The 26,592-nt window shown below is 37.5% G+C and carries 25 protein-coding genes; 14 read left to right on the top strand and 11 right to left on the bottom strand.

What is annotated here, in order from left to right; translation table 11 throughout:
• Window positions 1-189: 189 nt before the first annotated feature.
• The 3 genes from ACST15_RS04765 to ACST15_RS04755 all read right to left on the bottom strand — a co-directional run bounded on the left by ACST15_RS04765 (window position 190) and on the right by ACST15_RS04755 (window position 3,624).
• A complete protein-coding gene (locus tag ACST15_RS04765; protein ID WP_459453520.1) occupies window positions 190-1,503 on the bottom strand; it encodes a gluconate:H+ symporter in 1,314 nt (437 codons plus the stop codon).
• A gap of 169 nt (window positions 1,504-1,672) precedes the next feature.
• Window positions 1,673-2,539: a sugar phosphate nucleotidyltransferase gene (locus ACST15_RS04760; protein WP_459453519.1), complete on the bottom strand. Its 867-nt coding sequence runs from the start codon at window positions 2,537-2,539 to the stop codon at window positions 1,673-1,675.
• Between the two features lie 8 nt (window positions 2,540-2,547).
• Window positions 2,548-3,624, bottom strand: coding sequence for a GHMP family kinase ATP-binding protein (locus ACST15_RS04755; protein ID WP_459453518.1), 1,077 nt, complete (start codon window positions 3,622-3,624; stop codon window positions 2,548-2,550).
• Window positions 3,625-3,702: 78 nt separating this feature from the next.
• On the opposite strand from ACST15_RS04755, the gene ACST15_RS04750 reads away from it, so the two are divergent.
• Entirely contained in the window at window positions 3,703-4,788 is a 1,086-nt protein-coding gene (locus ACST15_RS04750) for a DUF5009 domain-containing protein (protein WP_459453516.1), read from the top strand.
• 106 nt (window positions 4,789-4,894) lie between these two features.
• Here the strand turns inward: ACST15_RS04750 and ACST15_RS04745 are convergent, their stop codons facing one another.
• From ACST15_RS04745 to ACST15_RS04735, 3 genes are all read right to left on the bottom strand, one after another.
• On the bottom strand, window positions 4,895-5,284 hold the full coding sequence (locus ACST15_RS04745; protein WP_459453515.1) for a group III truncated hemoglobin: 390 nt from the start codon (window positions 5,282-5,284) through the stop codon (window positions 4,895-4,897).
• On the bottom strand, window positions 5,284-6,597 hold the full coding sequence (locus tag ACST15_RS04740) for a vanadium-dependent haloperoxidase (RefSeq protein ID WP_459453514.1): 1,314 nt from the start codon (window positions 6,595-6,597) through the stop codon (window positions 5,284-5,286). The genes ACST15_RS04745 and ACST15_RS04740 overlap by 1 nt, the downstream gene beginning before the upstream one ends.
• 66 nt (window positions 6,598-6,663) lie before the next feature.
• Complete coding sequence (locus tag ACST15_RS04735) at window positions 6,664-7,872, bottom strand: NAD(P)/FAD-dependent oxidoreductase (RefSeq protein ID WP_459453513.1); 1,209 nt, start codon at window positions 7,870-7,872, stop codon at window positions 6,664-6,666.
• 86 nt (window positions 7,873-7,958) lie between these two features.
• Here ACST15_RS04735 and ACST15_RS04730 point away from each other — a divergent pair, with 86 nt between their 5' ends.
• From ACST15_RS04730 to ACST15_RS04720, 3 genes are read left to right on the top strand one after another with little or no spacing between them, the layout of a single operon-like run.
• Window positions 7,959-8,720, top strand: a complete 762-nt coding sequence (locus ACST15_RS04730) for an alpha/beta fold hydrolase (RefSeq protein WP_459453511.1) — start codon at window positions 7,959-7,961, stop codon at window positions 8,718-8,720.
• A gap of 2 nt (window positions 8,721-8,722) precedes the next feature.
• Window positions 8,723-9,391, top strand: a complete 669-nt coding sequence (locus ACST15_RS04725) for a hypothetical protein (RefSeq protein ID WP_459453510.1) — start codon at window positions 8,723-8,725, stop codon at window positions 9,389-9,391.
• 2 nt (window positions 9,392-9,393) lie between these two features.
• Window positions 9,394-10,275, top strand: coding sequence for an NAD kinase (locus ACST15_RS04720; protein ID WP_459453509.1), 882 nt, complete (start codon window positions 9,394-9,396; stop codon window positions 10,273-10,275).
• Window positions 10,276-10,323: 48 nt separating this feature from the next.
• On the opposite strand, the gene mutS is transcribed toward ACST15_RS04720, so the two are convergent.
• Window positions 10,324-12,960, bottom strand: a complete 2,637-nt coding sequence (gene mutS / locus ACST15_RS04715) for a DNA mismatch repair protein MutS (protein WP_459453508.1) — start codon at window positions 12,958-12,960, stop codon at window positions 10,324-10,326.
• A 296-nt stretch (window positions 12,961-13,256) separates the two neighbouring features.
• On the opposite strand from mutS, the gene ACST15_RS04710 reads away from it, so the two are divergent.
• From ACST15_RS04710 to ACST15_RS04665, 10 genes are all read left to right on the top strand, one after another.
• The gene (locus tag ACST15_RS04710) at window positions 13,257-15,011 is read left to right on the top strand and encodes a GMC family oxidoreductase (RefSeq protein ID WP_459453507.1); all 1,755 of its coding nucleotides are present in this window, start codon (window positions 13,257-13,259) and stop codon (window positions 15,009-15,011) included.
• Window positions 15,011-15,649 (top strand): gluconate 2-dehydrogenase subunit 3 family protein, encoded by a 639-nt coding sequence (locus tag ACST15_RS04705; RefSeq protein ID WP_459453506.1) that lies wholly within the window; start codon window positions 15,011-15,013, stop codon window positions 15,647-15,649. Before ACST15_RS04710 ends, ACST15_RS04705 begins: the two co-directional genes overlap by 1 nt.
• Window positions 15,642-16,388: a peptidoglycan editing factor PgeF gene (pgeF, locus tag ACST15_RS04700; RefSeq protein WP_459453505.1), complete on the top strand. Its 747-nt coding sequence runs from the start codon at window positions 15,642-15,644 to the stop codon at window positions 16,386-16,388. Before ACST15_RS04705 ends, pgeF begins: the two co-directional genes overlap by 8 nt.
• 200 nt (window positions 16,389-16,588) lie before the next feature.
• Complete coding sequence (locus ACST15_RS04695) at window positions 16,589-16,741, top strand: hypothetical protein (protein WP_161566853.1); 153 nt, start codon at window positions 16,589-16,591, stop codon at window positions 16,739-16,741.
• 59 nt (window positions 16,742-16,800) lie between these two features.
• Window positions 16,801-17,667 (top strand): TOMM precursor leader peptide-binding protein, encoded by an 867-nt coding sequence (locus tag ACST15_RS04690; protein WP_459453504.1) that lies wholly within the window; start codon window positions 16,801-16,803, stop codon window positions 17,665-17,667.
• 1 nt (window position 17,668) lies between these two features.
• Window positions 17,669-18,952 carry a YcaO-like family protein gene (locus ACST15_RS04685; RefSeq protein ID WP_459453503.1) on the top strand — a complete coding sequence of 428 codons (1,284 nt, stop codon included), beginning with the start codon at window positions 17,669-17,671 and terminating at the stop codon, window positions 18,950-18,952.
• A 3-nt stretch (window positions 18,953-18,955) separates the two neighbouring features.
• Window positions 18,956-19,675, top strand: a complete 720-nt coding sequence (locus ACST15_RS04680) for a tetratricopeptide repeat protein (RefSeq protein ID WP_459453502.1) — start codon at window positions 18,956-18,958, stop codon at window positions 19,673-19,675.
• Window positions 19,676-19,679: 4 nt separating this feature from the next.
• Window positions 19,680-20,510: a SagB family peptide dehydrogenase gene (locus ACST15_RS04675; RefSeq protein ID WP_459453501.1), complete on the top strand. Its 831-nt coding sequence runs from the start codon at window positions 19,680-19,682 to the stop codon at window positions 20,508-20,510.
• A 1-nt stretch (window position 20,511) separates the two neighbouring features.
• The gene (locus ACST15_RS04670; protein WP_459453500.1) at window positions 20,512-21,678 is read left to right on the top strand and encodes a zinc metalloprotease; all 1,167 of its coding nucleotides are present in this window, start codon (window positions 20,512-20,514) and stop codon (window positions 21,676-21,678) included.
• The gene (locus ACST15_RS04665; protein ID WP_459453498.1) at window positions 21,675-23,786 is read left to right on the top strand and encodes a carboxypeptidase-like regulatory domain-containing protein; all 2,112 of its coding nucleotides are present in this window, start codon (window positions 21,675-21,677) and stop codon (window positions 23,784-23,786) included. The genes ACST15_RS04670 and ACST15_RS04665 overlap by 4 nt, the downstream gene beginning before the upstream one ends.
• Window positions 23,787-23,790: 4 nt before the next feature.
• On the opposite strand, the gene ACST15_RS04660 is transcribed toward ACST15_RS04665, so the two are convergent.
• The 4 genes from ACST15_RS04660 to ACST15_RS04645 are packed head-to-tail and all read right to left on the bottom strand — an operon-like array spanning window position 23,791 to window position 26,563.
• Complete coding sequence (locus tag ACST15_RS04660; protein ID WP_459453497.1) at window positions 23,791-24,513, bottom strand: peptidase associated/transthyretin-like domain-containing protein; 723 nt, start codon at window positions 24,511-24,513, stop codon at window positions 23,791-23,793.
• A gap of 56 nt (window positions 24,514-24,569) precedes the next feature.
• Window positions 24,570-25,400: a phosphatidate cytidylyltransferase gene (locus ACST15_RS04655; protein ID WP_459453496.1), complete on the bottom strand. Its 831-nt coding sequence runs from the start codon at window positions 25,398-25,400 to the stop codon at window positions 24,570-24,572.
• A 9-nt stretch (window positions 25,401-25,409) separates the two neighbouring features.
• On the bottom strand, window positions 25,410-25,616 hold the full coding sequence (locus ACST15_RS04650) for a putative signal transducing protein (protein ID WP_459453495.1): 207 nt from the start codon (window positions 25,614-25,616) through the stop codon (window positions 25,410-25,412).
• Window positions 25,613-26,563 (bottom strand): CPBP family intramembrane glutamic endopeptidase, encoded by a 951-nt coding sequence (locus ACST15_RS04645; protein WP_459453494.1) that lies wholly within the window; start codon window positions 26,561-26,563, stop codon window positions 25,613-25,615. The genes ACST15_RS04650 and ACST15_RS04645 overlap by 4 nt, the downstream gene beginning before the upstream one ends.
• Between the last annotated feature and the right edge of the window lie 29 nt (window positions 26,564-26,592).

Genomic DNA, 26,592 nt, shown 5'->3' with positions numbered 1-26,592 from the left:
ATGAAAAAATAATTTGAAAACGTTGGCAAATTATAAATTTTCCAATAGATACCAAAGAAAATTATGCATAAAGACAAGTCTACAAGCGAAAAAACGCCTGTAAGAGCTATATGGCAAAATTTGTTTTTGAATTTTTCCGAGTTAACTAGAATCTACTCAATTTATTATTAAAAAATTGCAAATTTTCCATTAAATAAATTGATTGAGGACAAGCACCCCGATTAGCCCAACAATGGACACGATACTTTCCATGAGAGACCATGAACCAATGGTTTCTTTAACAGATAAGTTAAAATATTCCTTAAATAACCAAAACCCAGTATCATTGACATGGGAAAACATCAGGCTTCCTGCTCCAATACTCAAAACCATTAAGTTAGGGTTAACTAAACCTGTAGATACTATCGGATAAATCATTCCAGCTGCGGTTAATCCTGCAATGGTGGCAGAACCCACACATACACGTATGATGGCTGCCATCAACCATCCTAAGACTAAAGGCGGAAATGGTAATGTTTGTAGGTAGCTCGCAATCTCCTTACTTACCCCTGAAACTAATAATACTTCTTTCAATGATCCGGCACCAGCAATAATTAACAGAATCATTGCCACATCCTTTACCGCATCCGTATATATGAGCATAACTTCTTCCATTTTTTTACCCATACGTAAACCTAAGGTATAAGTGGCTACACAAATAGCAATCAGCATCACCATGGAAGGATCTGCAATCAAATGTATCAATGGAGTTAAAGAAGAATTTTTATCGATTTTTAAATCTGCCAAAGTGGTTAATACCAAAAGGAATACAGGAAATAAGGCGGTAATGAAGCTAGAAGTTCTACTTGGCAAATTTGATTCAGGGATTGGGTCCCCTTGAAATGCTTTTAGCGAACGAATGGGTAAATGAGTTAAGGTTTTGGAAAATATTGGGCCTGCAAAAACAATAGCAGGAATGGATACAATGATTCCATAAAACAGGGTGGTCCCCATGTTTGCTCCAAACTGAGCAACTAAAGCTGCTGGAGATGGATGTGGAGGAAGAAAACCATGTGCCACTGATAAGGAGGCCATCATTGGAATTCCGGTAACCAAAGGGTGTAATTTAAATTGATGAACCAAAGAAAAAATAAGTGGAATCATCAAAACAAAACCAACATTATAAAAAAGAGGTATTCCTATGATAAATCCCGTCAGCATGAGTCCCCATGCCATATTTTTCTGGCCAAATGCCTGAATCAAGCTACTTGATATTTGCTGTGCTGCTCCACTGCTCGCCACCAACTTCCCTAACATGGCACCTAAAACAATGATGGTGACCAATGAGCCAAGCGTGTCGCCAATACCTTTTTGAACGGATTTTGCCAAATCACCCAAAGGTAAACCCAGTAAATACCCTGTCGTTAAACTGATGATTAAAAAGGCAATAAAAGCATTAACCTTTTGATATGTAATTAAAAAAACTAAAAGACAAATACATAAAACGACAATAGCAATAGTCATGAGGTCATTTGATAGAGTGAATTAAATGAAGCATCAAAGTTTATTAGCAAAAGCTTATTTTTTCTTTAAAATACTTCATTTAATTCCAAATATATAGAATGCTTTGAACATTTCAGCATCCTAAGTTAGAATGCCAGCAAATCAACGCTATTTACACCTATAATCTCTATTAAAAATCACCATAAGTATCTTCAAGATACTTTTGCATCACTAAAATATCTTCTTTAGATGTTAAATCAGGGACATTTTCAGCCAATGGAATCGCGAAAAATCCTTTACCCTCTCCTTCTCCAAATAAAGCAACCGAAGTCGGTAATTCTTTTTCATTTCTCACAGGATGGAAAGGCGTTTTGGCCAAATATGGCAGAAAGGTAGCTGCTTCGAAAACAAAAATATTCATACTTACTCCCAAACGACCTTGTTGAGCCATTAACTCATCAGCCTGTTGGGCAGTAGGTTTCTCAATAATCTCTAATAAGTGTCCTTCTGCATCAGTACGAATTAAAGCAAAGGCCGAAATTCTTTCTGCTGGATATAAAAGGCTATCTCGATGATACGAAATCAAAGCTTGCGCATGATCAGTTGACCAAAGTGTTTTTAAGGCATTAACCGAGTATAAGTTATCTGAATTGCACACGATCACCCTACCCTGCTGCCAATCCGCATGTTGCATCAAGGCTTGATACACTGCATCAGCTGTTCCTGCTGGTTTTTCTCGATCGGCAGGTATTTGCTGACGAGCAAACACGATTTTCAAACCCCAGCAAGCATCCCGCGACATCAAATCTTCACAATAAGCTTGAGTTACTTGATCGGTGGGGTGCAACAACAGCATAACCTCTTCTATACCAGCTAAATGAGCATTGTATAATTGATAATCGATTAATGTCTTCCCATTTTTACCCACTTGAATCATTCCTTTGGTAACAGAATTTGCTTGGGCTACCAAGCTAGGATCCAAATCACTTCCTTCGGAAAGCGCCTTTTTCATACGAGAAGCCATGCCTCCAGCTAAAATCAATAATCTTTTTTTCATTTCCTGAATTAATAAAACAAACTTTCTTTTTCCACTTTAGTACCTTCGTCTACACGAATAATGTAGGCCTTTCCTCCCTCCTTTTCAATGGCTTCTACCACTTTCTCTGGATGTTTGGGTGCATACGCAAACATACAGCCTCCTCCCCCAGAACCATTGATTTTTGCTCCTAAGGCACCGGCATCTAGCGATGCTTGAATCATTCGATCGATTTTAGTAGTCGATATTTTTTTATGTTCACGTAAGTTTACCTGATGTCGATTCAACAAGTCGCCTAATTTTTCATCGCTCCACTCTGACTTTCCCTCGAACATAGCCTTAGCTTCCAATAAAATATCTCGATCTGAGATATTGGCTTGAAGTAAAACCCATTCTGCTTCCGTCAAAATGGCTTGATATGCTAAACAGTCCTCCAACTGAGCTTTTTCCAAATCAAAGTCAGGATTCACCTGCTGAATTTTTTCCAAGCCACTCAACATGCCAAACTTCACATGGGCTAATATTTTTAGTGTATCCTTGGCTTCAAGAGAATCTCCTAACACGAAAGTGCCTAAATCGCGGGAATAGGTTTCAATAGCTATCTTGGGTCTACTTTCTAAAAATATCACATTCCCTACGGCTGTAGAATACTGGTCCATCATTCCTCCTGGCTCTGTAAATTCCAACACTTCTGCTTCATAGGTAATTTCACCAATTTCCTTCTGTGTGGCAGGAATTTGATACATTTCACAAAGAAACTTAACCCATGATACGATCAGTGCAGATGAACTTGAGGTCCCTGAATTAATTGGAATATTGCCCCGAACTTCTATTTCTAAACCTTTTGCTAGTGAATGTCCTTTACGATGAAGAACATTGCAAACACTTTTGAAATAATCTCTTTCTTTGGTGTAAACTAATGGAAATTCTAATTCAAATTCTTCAACAGCTTGGATGTCTGGAAGGGAAAATCGAACGGTTTTGTCGGCCCGAAATTGGCCTTTCATTTGTATGCGTTTCGAAATTGCGGCTGCAATGACAGGTAATCCTAAATAATCTTGATGTTCGCCAAACAAGCAAATCCGACCGGGAGTAGAAACAATCATGCTAAAATTTAATGTATAACAAAAGTACAAATTAGATTTAAAAAAATACCTTACCTTTGAAACACTTAAATACTATCGATGATTACGAAGCGCATCCCATCCGTCGATTATTTCCGAGGCTTTATCCTCTTTCTTCTTGCTGCGGAAAGCACAGATTTGTATCATAATCTGGACAATCTATTTCCTGACAATTTTATCATCACCCAATTTTTCCATGTCAAATGGCAGGGTTTACACTTTTGGGACTTAATCCAACCTGGATTTATGATGATAGCTGGGGCAGCCCTGTACTTTTCTACCTATAAAAGGTTAGACAGTGGGGATACCTATTTAACTCTATGGCCAAAAGTTCTAAAACGTTCTTTACTTTTATTTTTATTTGGAACAGGATTACATTGCCTTGGAAAAGAGAGACTCGTTTTTGAATTGTGGAATGTGCTAACACAGCTATCTGTCACCACCATCATAGCATTTTTCCTACTACGTTTTTCAATTCCTTTACAAATAGCTGCTTCACTATTGTTATTATTGCTTTCCCACAGCTTATACGTATTTAGTGATATTCCCGGTTACAATGAGCCCTATACCCCGGATAAAAACTTTGGTTCTTATATGGATATGCTCTTCATGGGGAAATTAAGTGGTGGGCATTGGATTGCCATCAATTGCATTCCTACGGCTGCACATACCATTTGGGGGGCATTAATTGGACGAATCATCCACCGAAGTTCATCACATCAAATTGTAATTAGAACACTAATTGGATTGGGCTTATTAGGAATCTTAGTGGGTTATGGACTTGATTTTGCTGGAATCCCCATTATCAAAAGAACAGCTACCCTTTCTTTTACGCTTGCATCTGGGGGATGGATATCCTTAATGATGGCAGCCTTTTATGTAAATTGGGAGAGAAGTCAGGCCATCATCCCCGCGCCAAACTACATACTTTCTTTTGGCAAAAATTCTATTTTTATTTATTTGTTTTTTGAATCCGTGGGACCACAATGGCTAAATAAAGCCTCCTTTGTATTTGCGGGTGGTTTTTTAGAGAAAATTCATATTACTGAAAATATTGCTGAACTAATTAACTCCTTGGTGGTACTTGGAATCATTGGTTTCATTGCCGTTTGGCTAGATAAGCATAAAATCTACATTTCATTGTAGGCAAGAACAACGTTGTCAAGGTTTTAAACCTTGACAACGTTGTTTAAACCCCTCCCGAGAAAGCAAAAAAATCCTGATTTATCACTCAAATAAATTGATAATCTATCTATTTATCCAATTTGTTCATATAATCAAATTTATATGCCCAGGTTTGAGCGATATTGAAGGCTTTCGTTTTAGCTTCCTCTGCCTTGGGTCCTTCAAATAAGGAATCTATCGTTTTGGTAAATAATTCTATCCATTGCTCGAAATGGGCTTTGGTGAGTGGAACAATTTGATTCACTAACAAATGAGGTTGCATGGGTGCTCCTTTGTAGGCATGGCCATCCAACAAAAGCATCTCCCAAAAATCATACATTTTGGGCAAATGATGATCCCAATCCACATGCATCACATCAAGAAAAATATGCCCTACTATATCATCAGAGGTCATACTTTTATAAAAAGCATTGACAAAAACTTGAATATCTTCTTTCGATGTGATGTCGCTTTTCATTAGTGGGTTTTTATTTTTTGTGTCAGCCAAGTAGCTACTTTTTGTCCTTGTTTCGCACCTTCATCTAAGGCTGGTAAAAAGTGAATGCCTCCATATAATCGACTGATGGATGCTTCGTCAGCGGCTTGAATGAAAGAAGTAAATTTTCTAGGTGGTAAGCCATAAGGAATCTCAGTTGAATCATTAAAGGCTACATTTTCCCCAAACAACTTGGTTAAAACAACCGCCGCCGAACGCGAAATGGTGCTATGACCAGAGGTGTATTCAGGAAATGGAGGTGTCTGCAAAACAGGCATCCATGTTTTATCTATACTAGCATTGATAATCGTTTCAGGTCGAATACGAATGGATCGATATTTTTCGTCCCAACAAGAAATAAAACCATCAAAAATAGCAATGGAAGTTAAGGCGAAAGCCTCTGCTGTTTCTATGTAATTCTTTTTCAACTGCCTAGAAACCTGACCCGTTATTCCCAACCAGTGGCCTCCGGGTGACATCTTTTTGGTAGCAAACATGGCATGGCCGGTGATATTCATTTTGAAAGGATTACAATCCCAAAAATTAGCAATGTCTCTTTGTTCATTCGTTAAATTCTTCACTGTTTCATAAGATTGCATCACCTCTTTGTAATAAGGGCTACCCTTAGTCATATCAAATTTACTAGGTTCAGGAGCCCTAAATTGAGAAGATGAATCCAAAACTGCCGGTCTAATTTTGGTCCAAAAAGGCTCTACGGCATCAATGTAGGCTGGAGGTGTTGGCGTCCAAGTCCCAGGTAAATTTGTCACGGTAAATCTGAACCCCCTCGTTTGTTTGTAATTATCTTTTGCCGCGTATTTCATGATGGATTCGGCTACAGAATCACCAAAAGCAATGGAACGCGCATACACATCTTCTGGAATACCTATTTTCTTATAATCAGCTTCTAATTTCTTATCAAATTCTTCATAAAGTTCTTGGGCAAAAGTCAACTTCTTTCCTACTGCCAAATAAGCTCGAACAGAGGCCACTGGAAAACAGTATTCCTCTCCAGCTTTCGGTTGCGCTACTTTTTCAAATCCATTCAGTTGACCAACTAAAGATTTATACCCTTTATTCCCATGTAAAGCAGCCTCATATCCTGCAATGCTGGCATACATGTAAATTCTTGAAGAAACCGGCGGTGCAAAAATATCATGAATGATACTTTCTGTCAGCATTACCTCAGAGCGAATCAAAAACTCAGGATTAGCAGCTTCCTCTTGATAATTAGGGTTATCTGATTTGCAGGCAGCAAAGCATATTGCAACAAACAAAATAAAATATCTCTTCATTGGGTTTGATTTTTGGAATAACAAATATACCAATACTTCTATTTAGAATGGAAACATTGACAAAAATCAGCTAATCGCTGACTCTGCGGCTAAGCGACCCGATGCAAAAGCCGCTTGCAAAGATGGGTATTGTGTGTAATCTCCCGAAAGTACGATTCCCTTTTCAAGGGCTTTCTGCTTAATCAAATTCCAAAAACCTTGTTTAGGCAAAGATTCCGGAATTGAGTATGCTTTTAAAAATTTCCAATTTAATTTTTCCTGCCCAAGAAAGCGAGCCATTTCTTTTCTAATCTCTTCCTCGCTTAGCTCTGTTTTTAGGGTAGTAACAGAAATCAATTCTTTTCCTGCTGGTGCATAGCTTGGGTTCACCTTACTGAGACAAGCAAAATGCAATATGTTTGATTCCTCAGCCTTAGGAATTAGATGCAATAATTTACCCTCATTAGGAAATTCGTCGGCAGAAAAATAGCATGTTTTACTTTGAAGAATAGCCCCCTTATCTACAGGAATATCTAAAAGGCGGCTAGCAGCCGTAGGATTAGCAGCCAAAATAACCTTTGCACATTCCAAAGTTTCACCATTTTTCAAAACGACCTTTCCTTCCTCTATACTTTCCACCTCGGTATTCAATCGAACCGAACTGGCAGGCAACGATTGTAGCAATTGATTGGAAATAGCTCCCATACCTCCTTTTGGAAGCGCTGCCTTCCCTTCTAAAAATTGTTTCAAATAGAAAACAAATAATGAGGCAGGCTGAGTTAATGATTCATCCAAGAAAATACCATAGAAAAAAGGCTTCAAAAATCCGTCTTGGAAAGTCGGCGAAAAACGTAAGGAATCAATGTATTCTTGGGTTGTCAACGGATTGTTAGACAAAGGCTTCGCATCCAATTGAATTTTCATCCAAAGTTGAGCCAACTTAACCAAATCACCCAAGCTAATGATTCCATCACCTAAGGCTCTGAATAAAGAAAAGGTTTGTTGCCATGGACTAAAAAAGCTCAGCCAAGATTTATCTTTCCATAAATAAGCCCCAGAATCAAAATAAGATAAATCCAAATCGGCCAATCGTAAACTTTGCTGCACCTCCGAGTAAGAAGTTTGTAAAACTTGAAAGCCATGATCCAAAGTAAATCCTTGAAAATGCTCACTTTGTACCCTACCCCCTACATGAGCTTGTTTTTCAAGCAAGACAAACGGAATTCCACCTTCATGCAACACATTAGCTGCTTGTAAGCCTGCAATACCAGCTCCGATTATAACGATTGGTTTCATGATAAATTTATATTTAAACAAACTCTTGGAACTTACAAAAGTTTAAAGTCTTTTTTATTACTTTGCATATTAAATGATTCCCTGGAATGAATTACAAAATTAAGGAGGAAAACGGTTATCACTATATCGACGAGGGTAAAGGGGAAACATTATTGATGTTACATGGGCTTTTTGGAGCTTTAAGTAACTGGGAAGGTGTGATATCTCATTTTAAATCCAATTACAGGATCATAATTCCATTAATGCCCATACATGACATGCCTATAAAAGAGGCAGGTTGTGAGGGTTTAACTGTTTTTATAGAAGAATTTGTTGAGTTCAAACAGTTAGAAAAATTTAGCCTAATTGGCAATTCTTTGGGAGGACACGTTGCCTTAATTTATACCCTAAGACACCCAGAGAAAGTTCAAAGATTGATTCTAACTGGTTCGTCTGGATTATTTGAAAATTCCATGGGGGGATCTTATCCCAAACGTGGAAATTACGAATACATCAAAGAAAGGGTCGAATATACATTTTATGACCCTAAAACAGCTAGCAAAGAGTTGGTTGATGAGGTTTTTGAAATCACCAATAGTATACCTAAAGTAATGCGCATCATTGCCATTGCTAAGTCTGCGCAAAGGAATAATATGGCTAAAGATATTGTCCGTATTAAAACCCCTACCCTATTAATTTGGGGATTGAATGATACGATTACGCCTCCTCATGTAGGTCATGAATTCAATCAATTAATTCAAGGTTCAGAACTTCAATTCATTGATAAATGTTGTCATGCCCCTATGATGGAAAGACCTGATGAATTCAATGCCATTTTAGATAAATGGTTGCAAAAAACGAAAGTTTAACCATGTTAGTCCTATCCTATTTGTCCTTTGACTATCCTACGCTTTCTCTGCAAGATAGCCTTCAAAAGGCTTTAAAGGTAATAGAAGCACATAAAGTACCTGCACTAAGTGTATTGGATGGAAAAAAATGGGTGGGGACTATAACTGCCCTACAAGTAGCCCAAAACCTTTCCTCAGCGGCTAAATTGAAAGATATTCAAGCAGATTTCCAACAGGATAAATTAGAATTAGAAGAAGATATTTTAGCTAGTTTGCCCCTTTTTGAAAATACCGGATTTAGTTTATTGCCAGTAGTAAATGAAGAAGGCAATTGGATGGGCTATATTCATCAAGATGTAATTTCAACCATGTTTATTCAATCTGGATTTACTGGTAAAAATGGAGGGATTTTACGCATCTCCTTTCACGCTCAGCGGGATTCCATGAGTGTAATACTCCGTATCATTGAAGAAAATAAAGGCCTAATGGTGCGTAGTTTTTTTCATCGCTCTGAGAAAAATCCACAAGCCTTGCCTGAGTGGGTTATTCAAGTTCAAACTGACCAATTTTCTCAATTGGTAAAAAGCTTGGAACGACATGAGGTCGCCGTTGAAAAAGCCTTTACTTTTGGCCATCAAGAGGATGTGGATCAAGCTCGATTTGATTTACTTTTGAAATATTTAAATCCATAGTTTTGAGTCTAAAAATCGCCATTCATGGAAAATCCTTTACAGGTGATACCAAAAACCTAATGGTAGACTTATGGGCTGACATTATTGCTAAAAATTGTCAGATTACCCTTTCAGATGTATTTAAAGCACACTTACTAACACATTCCTTTGATGTGGAGCATATTCCTTCCTACTCATCTATGGAAGGTCCTAGCCATGTAGATATGGCCTGGAGTATTGGAGGGGATGGCACTTTGCTAGAAACCTTGACACACATTGGAGACAAAATGATACCCATTTTAGGTATCAACACAGGTAGGCTAGGGTTTTTAGCTACCATTTCACCCCAAGAAGTTTCTCAAGCGCTAGACTTTTTATTAGAAGGAAATTATCGGGTAGAAGAACGAGGACTAGTTGCGGTAAAAACCGAGATTGATCTTTTTGAAAACAAGTCCTTTGGCCTCAATGAAGTAGGAATCATGAAAACGGATACTTCCTCCATGATTGTTATAAAGGCCTATGTAGATGGCAATTACTTGAATTCCTATTGGGCAGATGGCTTAATTGTGTCCACGGCGACAGGCTCTACTGGCTATTCGCTTTCCGTAGGAGGGCCTTTGGTCATGCCTACTTCCGACATTTTTATTATTGCCCCTATGAGTCCGCATAACCTGAATGTGCGACCATTGGTAGTTTCTAGTGACACGCATTTACGATTCGAAGTGAGTAGTCGAAGTCAAAATTTCCTTATCTCCATAGATTCGCGATCCAAAGTAGTGGATAGCCAATTTAGTATTGAAGTTCAAAAAGCACCTTTCCCGGCTAGATTAATTAAAATCCCAGGTGATGATTTCCTTCAAACCTTAAGAAATAAATTAAATTGGGGATTGGACGTTAGAAACTAATGGAATCAAGGTATTTTTGATTGATTCAATCACCTCAATAAACAATTCCTAATGAATCATTTTCTTGAGTTCATTTAACTTCAATAATGCCTCGATTGGAGATAGCGAGTTGACATCTAATTTTTCCAATTGATCATTAACCTCTTTTAGGCCTGCTGGTATTTCGGCACCAAAAAGACTTAATTGATAATTAGCTTTGGGCATATCTTTTAACTTTTGGTCATGATCCTCTTTGATATGATCTTTTTCTAAATGTTGTAAAATTTCATGGGCCCTAAGTACCAATGCCGTAGGCATACCAGCCATTTGAGCCACATGAATACCAAAGCTATGCGCTGAACCTCCTGGTAATAATTTTCTTAGAAAAATGATTTTATTCCCCATTTCCTTGACAGAAACATGGAAATTTTTGATTCTAGGAAAATCATCCGACAACTGATTCAATTCGTGATAGTGGGTTGCAAAAAGGGTTTTAGCCCGACTCTTTGGATGGTTATGTAAATGCTCAGCAATGGCCCAAGCCATTGATACCCCATCGTAAGTAGACGTACCCCTTCCTATCTCATCTAAAAGGACCAAAGACTTGCTCGATAAATTATTTAAAATAGCTGCCGTCTCTGTCATTTCGACCATAAAGGTAGACTCCCCTTTGGATAAATTATCTGAGGCACCTACTCGTGTAAACACCTTATCTACCAAACCAATGCTAGCTGCCTGGGCAGGTACAAAGGAACCCATTTGTGCCATCAAAACAATCAATGCGGTCTGGCGCAACAAAGCAGATTTACCAGCCATATTGGGACCTGTGATCATCATGATTTGCTGAGATTCATTATCCAAATAAACATCATTGGGAACATAATTTTCCCCTACGGGTAATTGCTGTTCTATGACAGGATGACGACCTTCTTTGATATCAATCGTATCATTTTCCAACAATTCAGGTTGCACATACTGATGCTTTATGGCTATACTAGCAAAACTTTGTAACACATCCAGGGTTGCTATTCCTTGAGCATTCACTTGAATAAGTTCCAGATAATCCAAAGCTTCACGAATCAAATCTTGAAATATTCCATATTCAATTTGCGAAATACGATCCTCTGCGGTCAGAATTTTCTCTTCGTAAATTTTTAGTTCATCCGTAATGTATCGCTCAGCATTTACTAGCGTCTGCTTTCGAATCCACTCAGGTGGTACACGGTCTTTATGGGAATTGGTTACTTCTAGGTAATAACCAAAAACCTTATTATATGCCACTTTCAAGGATGATATCCCGGTACGTTCTATTTCTCTTTTTTGTAAATCTTGTAAATATCCTTTCCCGTTGGACGAGAGTAAATGTAGCTCGTCCAATTCTGCCAAAAATCCTGTTTTAATTATTCCCCCTTGATGTGCTAACATAGGGGCATCATCACGCAAGGCGTTTTCAATTTTTTCTACTAAAAGGGCACAAGGATTTAACCGTTCGGCCCATTTTTTCAAACTTCCTTGGCTATTATCCCATAATGATTCCTTGATTAAGGGAATTTGTTGCAATGCCCTTTTTAATTGAACCAACTCTCGGGGATTAATCCTACTAGCTGCCACCTTTGAAATCAATCGCTCTAAATCACCTATTGGTTTCAAATAACTGAGCAATAAATCCAGTAAATCCTTGTTTTGAACCAGTTCCGCAACCCCAGATTGCCGATCTTGAATCTCAGCCAGCTGTTTAAGGGGTAGCACCATCCACTTGCGTAGTAGGCGAGCTCCCATGGCTGTGAGCGTTTGATCCATTAAGGATATCAAAGGAACACCCCCTTCTTGGGAGGGATGAATTAACTCCAAATTACGAATGGTAAACCGATCTAGCCAGACATATTTATCTTCCTCAATGCGTTGAATGGAAGAAATATGAGCTACTTGTTTATGTTCCGTTTCTGCCAAATAATGGAGAATTACCCCAGCAGCTATGATACCCAAGGGCATATCTTCAATTCCAAAACCCTTTAAATTTTGGGTTTTAAAATGCTGTGTTAATAATGGATAGGTAAAATCCTGTGTAAAAATCCATTCTTCTAAACTAAAAGAATGAAACTGATCGCCAAAGGAATCCAAAAATTGATTTCTACATTTTTTGGGATACAGAATTTCAGCTGGCAAAAAACTTTGAATCAGCTTTTGAATATAGGCTAATGGCCCCTGAGAGCACATATACTCTCCAGTGGAAATATCCAGTAAGGCCAATCCAAATAGATTTTGGGTAGTTGAAGGAAAGGCAATGGAGGCCAGGTAATTATTTCTTTTGTTATCTAAGACTTGATCATTAAAAGAAACGCCAGGTGTAACTAATTCTGTCACACCACGTTTGACTATTCCTTTCGCCTCAGCAGGATTTTCCAGTTGATCACAAATAGCTACTCGCTGTCCTGCCCGAACCAATTTGGGCAAATACACATCTAATGAATGATGAGGAAAACCTGCCAGATGATCATCCGCATTTCCATTATTACGACGCGTTAAAACAATTCCTAAAATTTTTGAAGCCTTGACTGCATCCTCCCCAAAAGTTTCATAAAAATCACCAACCCTGAAAAGCAAAATCGCTCCAGGGTACTTGGCTTTGATTTGATTAAATTGTCGGGAAAGTGGAGTTTCACCTTTTTTTAAAGGCTCTTGTCCATCTGCTGCTTTTCTGGCCAAATTAGAATAATATAAGGGAGGTAAAAATAAGAATTTTGCCCGAATTATTTCATCCTTCAGCTTAATTTTGAAGCTTAAATCCAAACAAAAATGAAAGTATTTTGGTTGAGAAAAAATAGCTTTTTAACGAAATACAAAAACTGAACAATGGATAATTTTCCGTTAAATAAACCTACCGAAAGAAGACAAATAAATTAGCGTTCAATATTCTTAGGTAAGCTATTTTTCAGGATAAGAAAATTAGAAATTGAAAAATTATTTCCCTATTTTGCCAAATAATTTCGAAACCCATAACTATGATTAATTCTTCCATATACATCAAATCTCAACAAGAGGTTTTTGATGTGGTGATTGTTGGCTCAGGTGCTGGTGGTGGTATGGCTGCCCATATGTTAACCAAAGCAGGAGCGAAAGTCTGTTTATTAGAAGCAGGTCAACCTTATGACCCAGCTGATCCCAAAAATATTACCCAATTAAAATGGCCTTATGAATCGCCGCGCCGTGGTGCAAACACCACTCGCCCATTTGGTGATTTTGATGCAGCCTATGGTGGCTGGGATATTGATGGTGAACCCTATACGCGTAAAGAGGGAACCAAATTTGATTGGTTTAGATCCCGTATGGTGGGAGGTAGAACCAACCACTGGGGACGTATCTCTTTGCGTTTTGGTCCAGATGATTTTAAAAGAAAAAGTATTGATGGTTTAGGTGATGACTGGCCTATTGGCTACGATGACATGAAGCCATATTACGATAAAGTAGACCGTTTAATTGGTGTTTTTGGAACCAATGAAGGAATGAGAAATAATCCAGATGGTATTTTCTTGCCTCCTCCTAAGGCGCGTTTGCACGAATTAATGATTAAAAAGGCGAATAAGGCCATTGGTATTCCAACCATTCCTTCTCGTTTATCTATTTTAACAAAGCCCATAAATAATGAGCGTGGACAATGTTTCTATTGTGCACAATGCTCGAGAGCTTGCCAGGCCTATGCCGACTTCTCTTCATCTTCGGTATTAGTTAAACCCGCTGCAGCAACAGGTAATTTAACCTTATTGCCTTATGCCATGGCCAGAGAAGTCATGACAGATCCAATTTCAGGATTAGCCACTGGCGTTTCTTATGTACACACAGGAACCTTGCAAGAATACTCAGTAAAAGGTAAAATTGTTGTATTAGCGGCCTCTGCAGGAGAAACGGCACGTTTATTATTAAACTCAAAAAGCTCTCGCTTCCCGAATGGCATCGCTAACTCCAGTGGAGTGGTAGGTAAATACATCAACGACTCAACAGGAGCTTCTCGCTCGGCCATTATACCGGCTTTATTTGATCGTAAAACATACAATGAAGATGGTGTGGGTGGATCTCACATCTACTCTCCTTGGTGGGGTGATAACAGTAAATTAGATTTCCCTCGTGGATACCATATTGAATACGGTGGTGGTATGGGTATGCCTAGCTATGGTTTTGGTTGGGGTATTGAAGGATTAAATGGACGTGAAAACTTCACCCGTGATGGTTTGAAAAAAGCAGCCGGTGGATATGGAGCGACCTTGAAGGAAGATTACCGTCGCTTCTATGGTTCTTATGTCAGCTTTGCTGGTCGTGGAGAACCTGTACCAAGAGAAGACAACTACTGTGAAATTGATCCAAACGTAGTGGACAAATATGGTATACCAGTACTACGTTTCAACTATAAGTGGAGCGATTACGAAATCAAGCAAGCTAAGCACATGCAAGATACATTTGAACAAATTATCGATGCGATGGGTGGAAAGCCGATGGGTAAGAAACCTGGTGCTGATTCCAATTACGGTTTAGCTGATCCAGGACGTATCATCCACGAAGTAGGAACTGCTCGTATGGGTAACAATCCTAGTACATCCGTGGTAAACTCTAACTGTCAAGCGCATGATGTGAAGAACTTGTTCTTAGCTGATGCTGCACCATTTGTGTCTCAAGGGGATAAAAATGCCACTTGGACCATCTTAGCTTTATCGATGCGTACTTCCGAATATATTATTGATCAACGTAAAAAAGCCAATTTGTAATGAAAAGAAGAGATTATTTAAAAAATATCGGCTTAAGTTCATTGGGCTTAGCTGCATTGAATCCTCAAGTAAAAGCCATGGAGGCTTTAGAAGGGGCACCCGATCCTAAAAAAGTCGCTCCGATTAAAGTACCCAATGGTAGAACCTTAGATGAAGCGGAACGTGATGCCAAATTAATGGCTGAGAAGTTCCTAAATGCGCATGAATTAGCGACGATCACCATATTATCAGATATTATTATCCCGGCAGACGGTAAATCAGGAAGCGCTTCTCAAGCAGGAGTGACTAAGTTTATCGAGTTTATTGTTAAGGATAAGCCAGAATTTAAAACACCTATGCGAGGTGGATTAAGATGGTTAGATGGTGAATCTAAACGTCGTTTCAGTAAAGTATTCACTGAAATTACCCCTAAGCAACGTATTGAGATTGTCGAGGACATCGCCTATCCTGAAAAAATTAAGCCGCAGTTTTCTCAAGGTGTTAGTTTCTTTTCTTTGATGAGAAATTTAACAGCCACAGGATTCTATACGTCTAGAATCGGATTGGACGATTTAGCCTATAAAGGCAACACACCAAACGAATGGAAGGGTGTTCCTGATGACGTATTAAAGCAATACGGATTATCTTACGATGATTAAACATTCCGATTTATATCTTAAACCGGAAATTTTCAAACATATTCCTCATTTAGTGGCGGGTGTAAGTACCCGCCACGGAGGAAAAAGTCAAGCTCCCTATCATTCCCTAAACCTAGGGGTACATACTGACGACTCCCCTCACATCATTCAGGAAAATTTAAAGCTTCTATGTCAATCATTGGGTATCAATCCCCAAGACTTTGCTAGATCTTATCAAACTCATCAAGATCAAATTTGGGAATGCCAAAGTCCAGATTATCTGAGTGGATATGATGCCATCATCAGCACTAAAAAACAAATATTTTCAGCTGTTGGAATAGCGGATTGCTGTCCCATATTAATAGTCGACCCCATTCAAAAAATTACTGCTGCTATCCATGCAGGATGGAAAGGGTCCGTATTAGGCATAGTTACAAAAACGGCCCATGTTTTATTAGATAAATACCAAAGCAAACCTGAAGATATTTTGGCCTATATTGGACCATGCATTAGTTTAACTCATTTTGAGGTTGGGGATGAAGTGGCTGCCCAATTTCCTGATGATTGTAAACAAAAACCTGGCCTAAAATGGCATGTAGATTTAAAAAAACATCAGGTAAATCAATTAGAGGGTCTAGGGATTTCCCACATAGAAGTATCTCCTTGGTGTACGGTTGAACATAACGAACACTTTTTTTCGCATCGAAAAGAGCAAGGTATTACCGGCCGAATGCTAGCTTTTGCTGGTTTTCAAGACTAAATTTTTACCAAGTTTTTGAAATCTACTCGGCTTCGACTTTTCCAAATATGCCTCCTTAGGGGCTCCTCAAACAGATTCTAACCTTTCAAATTATCTATAAACTGATATTGTGCTCATCATGCCTTGACAAGCATTGGGTAATTAAGGCATTTTTTTGAAATTGCCTTCGAAATAATTCAATCAACCTAACCCTAAACACAATGAAAAAGTTAAAATTGACTTTAACTGTTTTAGAAAACAGAGATGCCTCTTTCGGAGGATCAAACGAAGTTGCCCTTGCTGGATCAACTTGTACCTGTACTTGTACTTGTTGCAAATCAAACAATGATGCACCTGCAGAAGCAACTGCCTAATTATTGATATGGGTGGAGATTTTTATCTCCACCCATTTTTATAAAATACCTTTCCACACATGAAAACTACGATACCCCACCAAGCCATATTTTGTGGTCCAGATTCTCTATTCATCTTAGATGGTGACCAAAATTTAATAGAAATCAATGGAGAATCATCCTCCCTTATCAAAGAGATTCTTAAAGAAATTAGTCAGGAGCATTCGCTAAAAAGTATTTTCGAAATCCACCAAGATCAATTTGAAAACGATAATGCCTCATTTCAAGAATTAATAGATTGGATGTTGGATAAACAACTAATCCAACAATCAGCCCAAATTCAAAAAATTAAAATTCATGTATTAATTGATTCCTTCCCAACTAATCAATCCGCCTACCTCATTGATTCCCTAAATCAAGTAAATGAAAATCAAATAGAATACATCCAGGAGGACTCCCTCAAGAATGCCGATTTAATCCTTTTTGTAGGTTCACTTTTAAATCAACGCAAAAAAATCCAGCAATTAGCCCAACTTAGTTATGAAACAAAAATCCCACTGCTGTATTCAGAAATTGATCGTTCGTCCTTCACGATTGGTCCTATTATTTCCTCCGATCTGTTAAGCCCATGCTTGAATTGTTTTGCCGATAGAAAGCAAGTGATGTTAAAAAATCCCAAAGCTTTTTCGTCCCTACAAAAAGCGCAAAACCACGAATATATTTTCAAGCCATCCCTTAAACATAAATTATATTATGCTGCCTTCGTGAATTTCCTGGGTCGTGAAATTCAAAAATTTTTCTACTCCAACTTGTCCAATTCTCCTCTGCTGGGTCAAAGCTATTATGTAAATGGACAGTCATTAGAAATACAAAAAAGCAAAATCCTAAAAGTGCCTCATTGCACCATTTGCTGCAAGAAGAATCAATCCATGACTTTCAATAATTAAGATGAAGAATCCAACAATAAATTGGGTTAAAGGTGATTTAATCCATGGAAATCAATACCAAATTCCAACAAGAAGGTGCTTACCTACTGGCTTGTTTCAAAGCTATGTTGAAGCCTCGCATCTCAATTTATTGGCTTCGAATACTGACAAGATCCAAGGTTCAGGAATTGGTTTTAATCAAATTGAGGCTCATAATTCAGCCATAGGTGAATGGGTAGAAAGATATGCTGCCTCTCATCAAGATTTCAAGGACTTGGTATTTGCCACGGAAGATGAATTAAAAAGTCAGCACAAATCAATTTTACCTGTTGAATCCTACATTCCCTTTCTTCCAGAACAATATGGAGAAGATTTACCATATCACCCTTGGAATAAAGAGGCTAAAATTAGTTGGATTGAAGGTAAAAATATATTGAACCAACAGTCCATTTTGGTACCAGCCTTCGCTGTTCATTTACCCCATAATACGGATTGGGATCAAAAAAAGTCCTATGTTCTTCAAACTTCCACAGGAATATCAGCAGGAGAAAACTTACAAAAATCCATGATAGGAGGCTTTTTGGAATGCGCTGAAAGAAATGCATTTGCTGAATTTTGGTACCGACAAGATTATTGGATACATCGCATTAGACGAATGAATCAAAGCTCAGTATTAAAGGCCTACCCAAACCCAAACATCCAGCATTTATTTGATAATACGAGAGTTCAAATCCAACTATTTGATTTATCTCCAATTAGTCCGATTGAAACGCACGTGGTTGTTTTATTTTTCCCGTACAAAGGACAAATACTCCAATCCATGGGCTGTGCTGCTCGATTTAATCGGGAAGATTCCATCATCAAAGCATGCTTGGAAGCTTACCAAGGAATTGAATATGCCATTGGATTAAGTCAAAAACCTACTGACTGGATACTAGATCAGGAAGGATTTGTTTCCATCAATAGTTTTGACAAGCATTTTGCATTTTATAATCTCTTTCCTCATTGGAGAGTAAAATCTCCCATACTTCAAGCCGCCTCCTTGTTGGATACCTTCTTTCCAAAAAATGAAAAAACAAAGAAAAAAATTCGTGCTTGGGAAGAAGTAAACCAGCTTGGCTTAAGTCATATTTTGGTCGTACCCTTAAGCACAGAAGATGTACAATCCCAAGGTTTTGAAGTAGTCCGAGTGATTGTCCCTGGGTGGAATTTACTCACCGGAGTACACACTCAGCCCTTTTTGAAAAATTTACATCCACAAGTAGGTGAAAACCTATTTACTACCTATCCACATCCTTTCCCATAAATCATGAAAACAAGATTCATTTTTTTACTCGTCACCTTCCTATTACCAAGCATTTGCTGGTCACAAGGCAATTTAGAATCCTTCATTCAAGATATTCAAAAAATAACTTGGAAGACACCTAAAGATAGTTTACAAAAAATCATATCCTCTATGAATAACCATCCCAGCAACGACTATTACTATTGGTATTGGAATGCCTATGCACATTATATGGATTATTTCAATTATAAATTATCGATACCTGCCGAAGAGAAAAAAGCACAGTTATGCCTAGAAGAAGCCAGCAAATACTTAAGCAAAATACCCAAATCTAACTCTGAAACCCTGGCTTTGCAGTCGCTTATAGATGGCTTGAAACTCAATTTTACCAATGTCTTTTTATTGCCTATTAAAGCCGGAAAGGTGGGTAAATTAGCCGAAAGAGCCATCGAATTAAATCCCAAAAATCCTCGTGCTTATTATGCATTAGCGATTTATGATTTTTATACCCCAAAAATGTATGGAGGTAGAAAAATCGTAGAATTAAATCTGAGCAAAGCCATTTCACTCCCTTTAAGCTCACCTGAAAACGCGAAGGAACCACAATGGGGAATCACGGAATCCTATTTATTCCTCATTCGATATCTAAAGGAAGAAAATCAAAAGGCTAAAGCATTACACTATTTGCAAGAGGCCAAAACCAAGTTTCCGAATAATACCTTATTTCTTCAGTATAAACTTTAACACCATGGCAAAGGTCAGAAACCTATTATTTGAACCGTGTATTACTGATGTTTCCTATGATTTTTTGGAACAAAGTAAACTTTATAGCTTTCAAGCTAAGGAATATAGTGAGCGACTTAATGCGGTTATGTCCAGTGACTATTTCATGAGCCATATCAGTCAGCATAGCATTGAGTTGGGATTTTGTGAAGAATATGATTTATTGAAAATGGATGAAATACCTCCTTTGGCGCAAGCCTTGAATCAATTAAATCGCCTAAGAAATAGCCAAAGAAATTACGACCAAATCAACAAAATATCTTTGCAAGACCTTTCCCATTTTCTTCAGCTGAGCTATACCATAACCCAACGGTTTGACGCATCATTATTAATGCCTCCACGTAGAAATATACCATCCGGGGGAGGCTTATACCCTATCGATGTGTACCTCATAAACCAACATATTACCGAGCTTCCTTTAGGTGTCTTTATATACGACTTGTTTACCAATAAACTTAAATTATTGCATGCTTATGACCATCAAGAATCGCTAAATCAAGCATTAAATAAGACCCTATTTGCTCAACAAAAAAATGATATAGATTATAGCCATGCCAGTGCATTTTTAGTTTTAGGGGCAGAATTAGAGAGATCTTGTTTCAAATACCTAGACAGAGGCATTCGCTGGGCTATCCTAGAGGCAGGAGAAATAGTGCAAGCCATGTATTTAGCAAGCGCATCTTTAGACCTGGGAAGTTGTGCTATCGGGGGATTCAATGATGAAGCCTTAGCTCAGTTAATCGGCTATCAAAATCCAAGTCAAATTACACTCTTAGCTCTAGCCTTAGGAAAATAACATGAGCTACCTACTTAATCCTGACTTTAAGCTGATTTATCAGAAGGAAAGTTCTGAAGATCTGTTTTTTAAGCATTCTTGGAAGGATTGTCTTATTCAAATCAGTCAATTAGAATGGGAAATACTATCCCATTTGGTCAAGCATCGAGATCAACATAAAACATTGGCTTACTTGAGGCAAAGTTATGAGGCAGATAATAACATCCTACATCAATTAATAGAGTATTCCCTAGAAATCGAATTACTGATTCCAGAGGAATCCTATGAAGCATACTTGAACCAAAAGCATCAGAAGATTAAGCAAGGTATTTCAACTTGGAAAATGGGGGTTATTAAACTATTTTCTCTACTATCTATACCCATTGAATTCATTGGTAGTGGGAATCTACGATTTTATAAAATTGCCAAAATTCCATTGGAGAATACTTGGATCGAGGTTTTAGCAAAGAATTCTATCTTTCAATATGCCTTTATTTCCCTGAATATAATTCTATTCACCATGGGTATTTACCCAATAGTTAACAATGCACAATTTCTTCAGCAATGGCTATCGTTCGAATTATGGGGTGAAAGTTCGATGCTACTACCTTTTTTAATTGTCGGCTTATTAGTTACAAGCTTTTTACATGAACTAGCCCATTATACCACCTACTTGAGATATGGTGGAATGGTAGCAGATTTAGGATTTTCCTGGGTACTAGGGTTCATTCCATTTATTCATATTACTACCAACTCGCTTCATTTCTGGGAAAATAATACCCATAAAAGAATCGTGATATTGGCAGGTATCCTACTAGACCTTTCCTTATTCTTGGGCATAAATTTTATTTTGAACTTGAATCTTGACAAAGTCTGGCTATCTCATTGGCAATTCATACAAGGCTTTATTGCTTTCCGTGTTCTATTTAATAGTATTCCTTTTATCCCCGGAACAGATGGATATTTTTTAGTATCAGACTGGCTAAAAGAACCAGCACTATTTCATGAAGCTAGTCGCTCATTTCAAAAATTCAAATCGACCATCTTTCAAAGGGAAGCTAAAGTATTACTTACCAAAGACTATATCTACCTAGCCTATATCTTAATGAGCTATTGCTTTATTACAGCCTATTACTGCCTACTTGCTCTTTGGATAATCCTTCCCTATTTCATTAGTATTCTACCATGAAAAGAATAAGTTTCCTCCTTTGTTTTTTAGCTTTTTCAATCCTGACCAATGCACAATCTGGAATTAAGGGAAGAATAATTGACCACTACCACCAAATCTATTTGGAAAATGTAAGCATATATTTAATCCAAAATAAACTCAGCTCAATCAGCGATTCCACAGGCTCATTTGAATTCAAGCCATTAAACAAAGGACTTCCAGATACATTAATTGTATCCCTTCTAGGTTACAAAAAACGAATAATCCCCATCACGGATTATCTATTTAAAAACATTCAACTTGCCTTAGATAAGCCTAATGCGCTTTCAGAAATTAAAGTAAAAGCAAGTGTTCCTATGTCGGAAGATTTTGTAAATCAAAAATTAAATTTCTTAGATTTGGTATTAAATGCTTCCTCAAAAGCAGATCCCCTATTGGCTGTACAATCCTCCACTGCTGCTAGTCCTTATGGAGAATCTGCCACCATCAGTTTTCGTGGCAGTAATCCCCAATTAAGCCAAATTTATATCAATGATATTCCCATACCTGAACCAGTCAAGTTCACCCAAATGTCGAGCATAGGAACTTTTAGCCTTATTCCCATCAATACGCTTAAAGATTTACTTATTTTCCCAAGTAACCCTCCAATTGACCTGATGAATGCGAGCACCGGTGTCGTTCAAATTCAAACCATTGAATCATTCAATAAGCCAAAAGTCGAACTAGATCTTAGCCTTGGACAAGCAGGTCTTTATTGGACTCCTTGGGTTAAAGGGAACAATGGAATAAGTGTTTTTGGGCATCATCAGTTTGGTACTTTATTAAAACACCTTAACCCAAAGTCTTTTCTTGATTTGCCCTATTTTAATGAAAGTGATTGGGGAATAAATGCCCATTTTCAAACAAAAAACCTTTGGAGAATTAAGCTCTTTAATTTATTTATGACGGAAAAATATGCAAGTCTATTTCGGCATCCCTCCTATGAGGGTTTATTTACATATCAAAAAACTAGACATGTTCAAACGATCAATCTGTCGAAACTGCTTGAACGTGCTCAATGGACTTTCAAATTTGGACTACATGAGTCTGAACAACAGGATAGCACAGGGAATTATGTATACCGACCTAAATCGATTCACATTTTCAGTGGCATCGATTTTCAATTATTTCCAAAAGAAAGTTGGACTATAAAAATGGGTTATCAATGGCTACAAGCCAAAACCAATTACCAAATAAAAATTCCCTTTTATAACTTTGATTATCGACCACAATCACGTTTTATACCCTATTCCAATAAATCTAAACTATCACAACATGAACTTTTTATCAGCAGTAACTATTCAATATCGAATTCATTTAGGATAGGCGCTGGCCTTAAACTCACTCATTCTAGTCCTGAAAATTTATCGCTTTTTTCGCATCAGCTTCACACAAGATGGTATATTCACGATTCTAAAACCTATACCAACCTAGCATGGAGCAAGCAAATAGCCAGTCTATTCCATACCGAAAAAGGTTACATCTGGGTCAATACCCAGCAATTATCATGGGATATTATTCATGAAAAAGAATTATCCAAATGGAGTTTTAATGCTTTTTATAAAACAGAAAAATCCGTCTTAAATGAAGGAAAAGCATGGGGAACAGAGTTAAACTACAGTCTTTTAAGGGCGAAATCAAAACATGAAATTGGCATTGGCAGCCATTGGAGTGAAATTCAAACAGGATCTATTATTCAAAAATCCCCCTTCCAAATTCCCTATTTTTTGCGTACCCAATCACAATGGAAATGGCCTTGGTTTGATGTAAGTATCAGCCAAATCATCCGCTCGGGAAATTATTATAAATCTCTAGTAGCTTCTACATATGACCCTGACTTGAATATCCATATTCCACAATTTGAAAACGTGGCCAACAAGACTTTATCTCCCTATTGGAGGATGGATGCCATGATTAGTAAAATCATTCAAAAAACCGATAAATCTTCATGGATCATTTATTTGTCTGTCGGTAATATAGTCAACAAGGACAATGTTAGAGCCATGAATTACAACCAAGATTACCAATTTTCCTTTCAAGAATTTTACCAGAAAAGAATTTTCTATCTAGGCGTTCAACTGAGATGGTGAAATACTATTTGGCGTTCGAGTCGCGTAAAAACTGTTGTCTTGAAATATTTTCTTTGGGCAAAAACTCGTAGGCTTTTTTCCATTCCTTTTTCTTTAAATCCCCATTTTTGATGGATTGAATGAAATTAATCCAAGCAAAAGGATTTGTTAAGGATAAAATAGGACTTGCATAAAATGTTCTGTTAGCCTGTGCAGCAACCATTTGATCTGAGAAATTCCTGAAATTTGAGGAAGCTCCCATACCAGCTTGTAAGGCAAAAACATTGAGTTTGGATTGTTCCAAATTATTGGCCAAAATACCCCTTTGTTTCTCATCCCTTAAACGCATATTAAGAAACGCTTGCTTAAATTCCTCCTCAGAACTATGCGGAAAAACTTTTACTTCAGATAGTATCTTTGATTCCTCTGACAAGGAGATAATTGCTCTATGGACTTGGTCCGTATTTTTAGGAATGATGTAATATTTTTTTTGATAACCTACATAAGTAAACACCAAACTATCTCCGGGAAAAACATACATTTCCACCATACCAAAATTATCACTCAAAGCCCCTCTACCTGCCTTTGGATTATATACATAGGCTAAAGGTAAGTCTTCAGCTTTGGTTGCTGTAACTACCCTTCCTAGAAATAATACCGTCTTATCTTGGCCTTGAGCCATAAGATCTTGACTGAGGCCTGCAACTAAAAAGAAAAGTCCCAATATGACTTGTTTGCAAATTTTCATTGAGCTGCAAATAATATTTTTATGTTTTAATTGATCCATTCCTAAACGAATGAAGCTTAAAATAATTTCAAAAAAGTAATAATAAATGGTATGGATAATAATAAACCATCAAATCGGTCTAAAAAACCACCATGCCCAGGAATTGTATTTGCAGAATCCTTGATATTAATGCTTCGCTTAAATAAAGATTCTACTAAATCACCATAAGTCCCTGCTACTACAATAATGCCTCCAATGGCAAACCATTCCCATACTTGGTAATTGGTAAAATATATGGAAATAAAATATGCTGCCAACATAGCACTCAATAATCCTCCTACCAAACCTTCCCAAGACTTTTTGGGAGAAACCCTTTCAAACAATTTAGTTTTACCAAAATAAGTTCCAGCAAAATAAGCCCCAGAATCACTCGCCCATAATAAAAACAAACAACCCATAATAATGTTCGCATCATAAGCACCCGATCTCATAAAAGCCAATACGGTCAATAAGGCAAAGGGCAATGCCACATAAATTATTCCCAAAAAGGTAAAAGCAATATTCTGAAAAGGTTTTCCATCATTTGATTTATACAACTTGATAAAAAAGATAATGGTTAACAATGGCGATAGAATGTAATAATTATGGTAGCCTATCATCCCTTTTTCGATAAAAAATGTCAGTAAATGGAGAATAACCCCACAAAAGGTTCCATAAAAAGTCAAAGGTAAATTCCCTTCTAAACTTCCCACTAATTTATAAAATTCCAATTGAGCCAAAACACCTATCAACAGGAATAATCCTAAAAAAGTATAGTCATTAAAATTGATACAAAATAGCAAAAATGGAACGGCAATCACCGCCGCAATAATCCTTTGCCATAAATTACTCAAATTGGACAAGCCCATAGGTTGATGTTAAATCTTGGTTTCAGCGATGGCTAATTTAGCCTGATCGACATGATCTTGGTGTACGTATAATTCAAATACCCCTAAATTGTAAGGGCTTATTTTCTTGTTAATTACCACGGCTGGAATTTCATAGCTATCAGCAAGCATCGACTTCAACAACTCTAAATCAATGCCATTTTGAGAAGAACCCAACAAAACCCAATCCTTGATCATATTTCCTCTCTTTGTTGATACATTAAACGAATATAATAAATAAGAAACATCAATGAAATGGCCGCAGACCACCAAGGAATCACGTCCCCTACTTGTTCAGGATCTAAATCAATCAACTTTTCTTGATGCAGGTATGATAAAGTTAATGTCCAAGCATTATTGAAAAAATGCGCAAGAATAGGCAACCAAATATTCCTAAACCAAATGTACAGATAGCCAAAAAAAGCTCCTAAAAGCATCCTAGGAAGGAATCCATAAAATTGGAAATGGATGAAACTGAAAATAGCCGCTGAAAGCCACACGGCCACATGAACATTGACTAGATATCGCTCCAAGAGATTTTGTAAAACACCACGAAAAAACAATTCCTCTCCAATAGCAGCCATACCAGCTATGACAGCAAGTGCTGTCAAAAAATCCATGGGTGTCTCAAAATGTAATAAAAACTTGGTCAAACGAGCCATATTATCCTCTGAGGACCGCATCCATGTTTCTAATTCCTCATAACCTGCCGGAAGTATAATCGATTGATTCCATTCAATGATGTACTCCATCATGGGAATAGAAACAATTAATGCAATAATCGACCATGAAAATATTCGCCAAGAAGGTGCCTCGAGTGGACTTAATTCATATAATGACTTTTTTTCTATAAATCTCAAATAAGCCCAAGAGCCTCCTACAAATGTAAATAAGGAAACAAACCATTGTAAGGCCATTATTCCCTTAAATGCACCATCGTATTTCTCGGGACTAGCCATAAAATTCAATACCAGCTTTTGAAATTCTACCACATTGGTAGTAGGAAATTCCATAATTAAAACTACCGCTACTAAGCCCAAAAACTGCCCCAAAAAGCTTCCAAGCAGAAAAAATCCCAATAGGCTAAGTAACTTTGAAAATAGACCCAACCAACGTGCTGGCCCAGAAATATAGTTTTCTTCCATAATGGTCGTAAATTTACTGAATTTTTAAT

This window comes from Aquirufa sp. Wall-65K1 (assembly GCF_054558475.1).
Note: the sequence above shows the minus strand (reverse complement) of the source record. Positions and strands in the feature narration are given on the sequence as shown.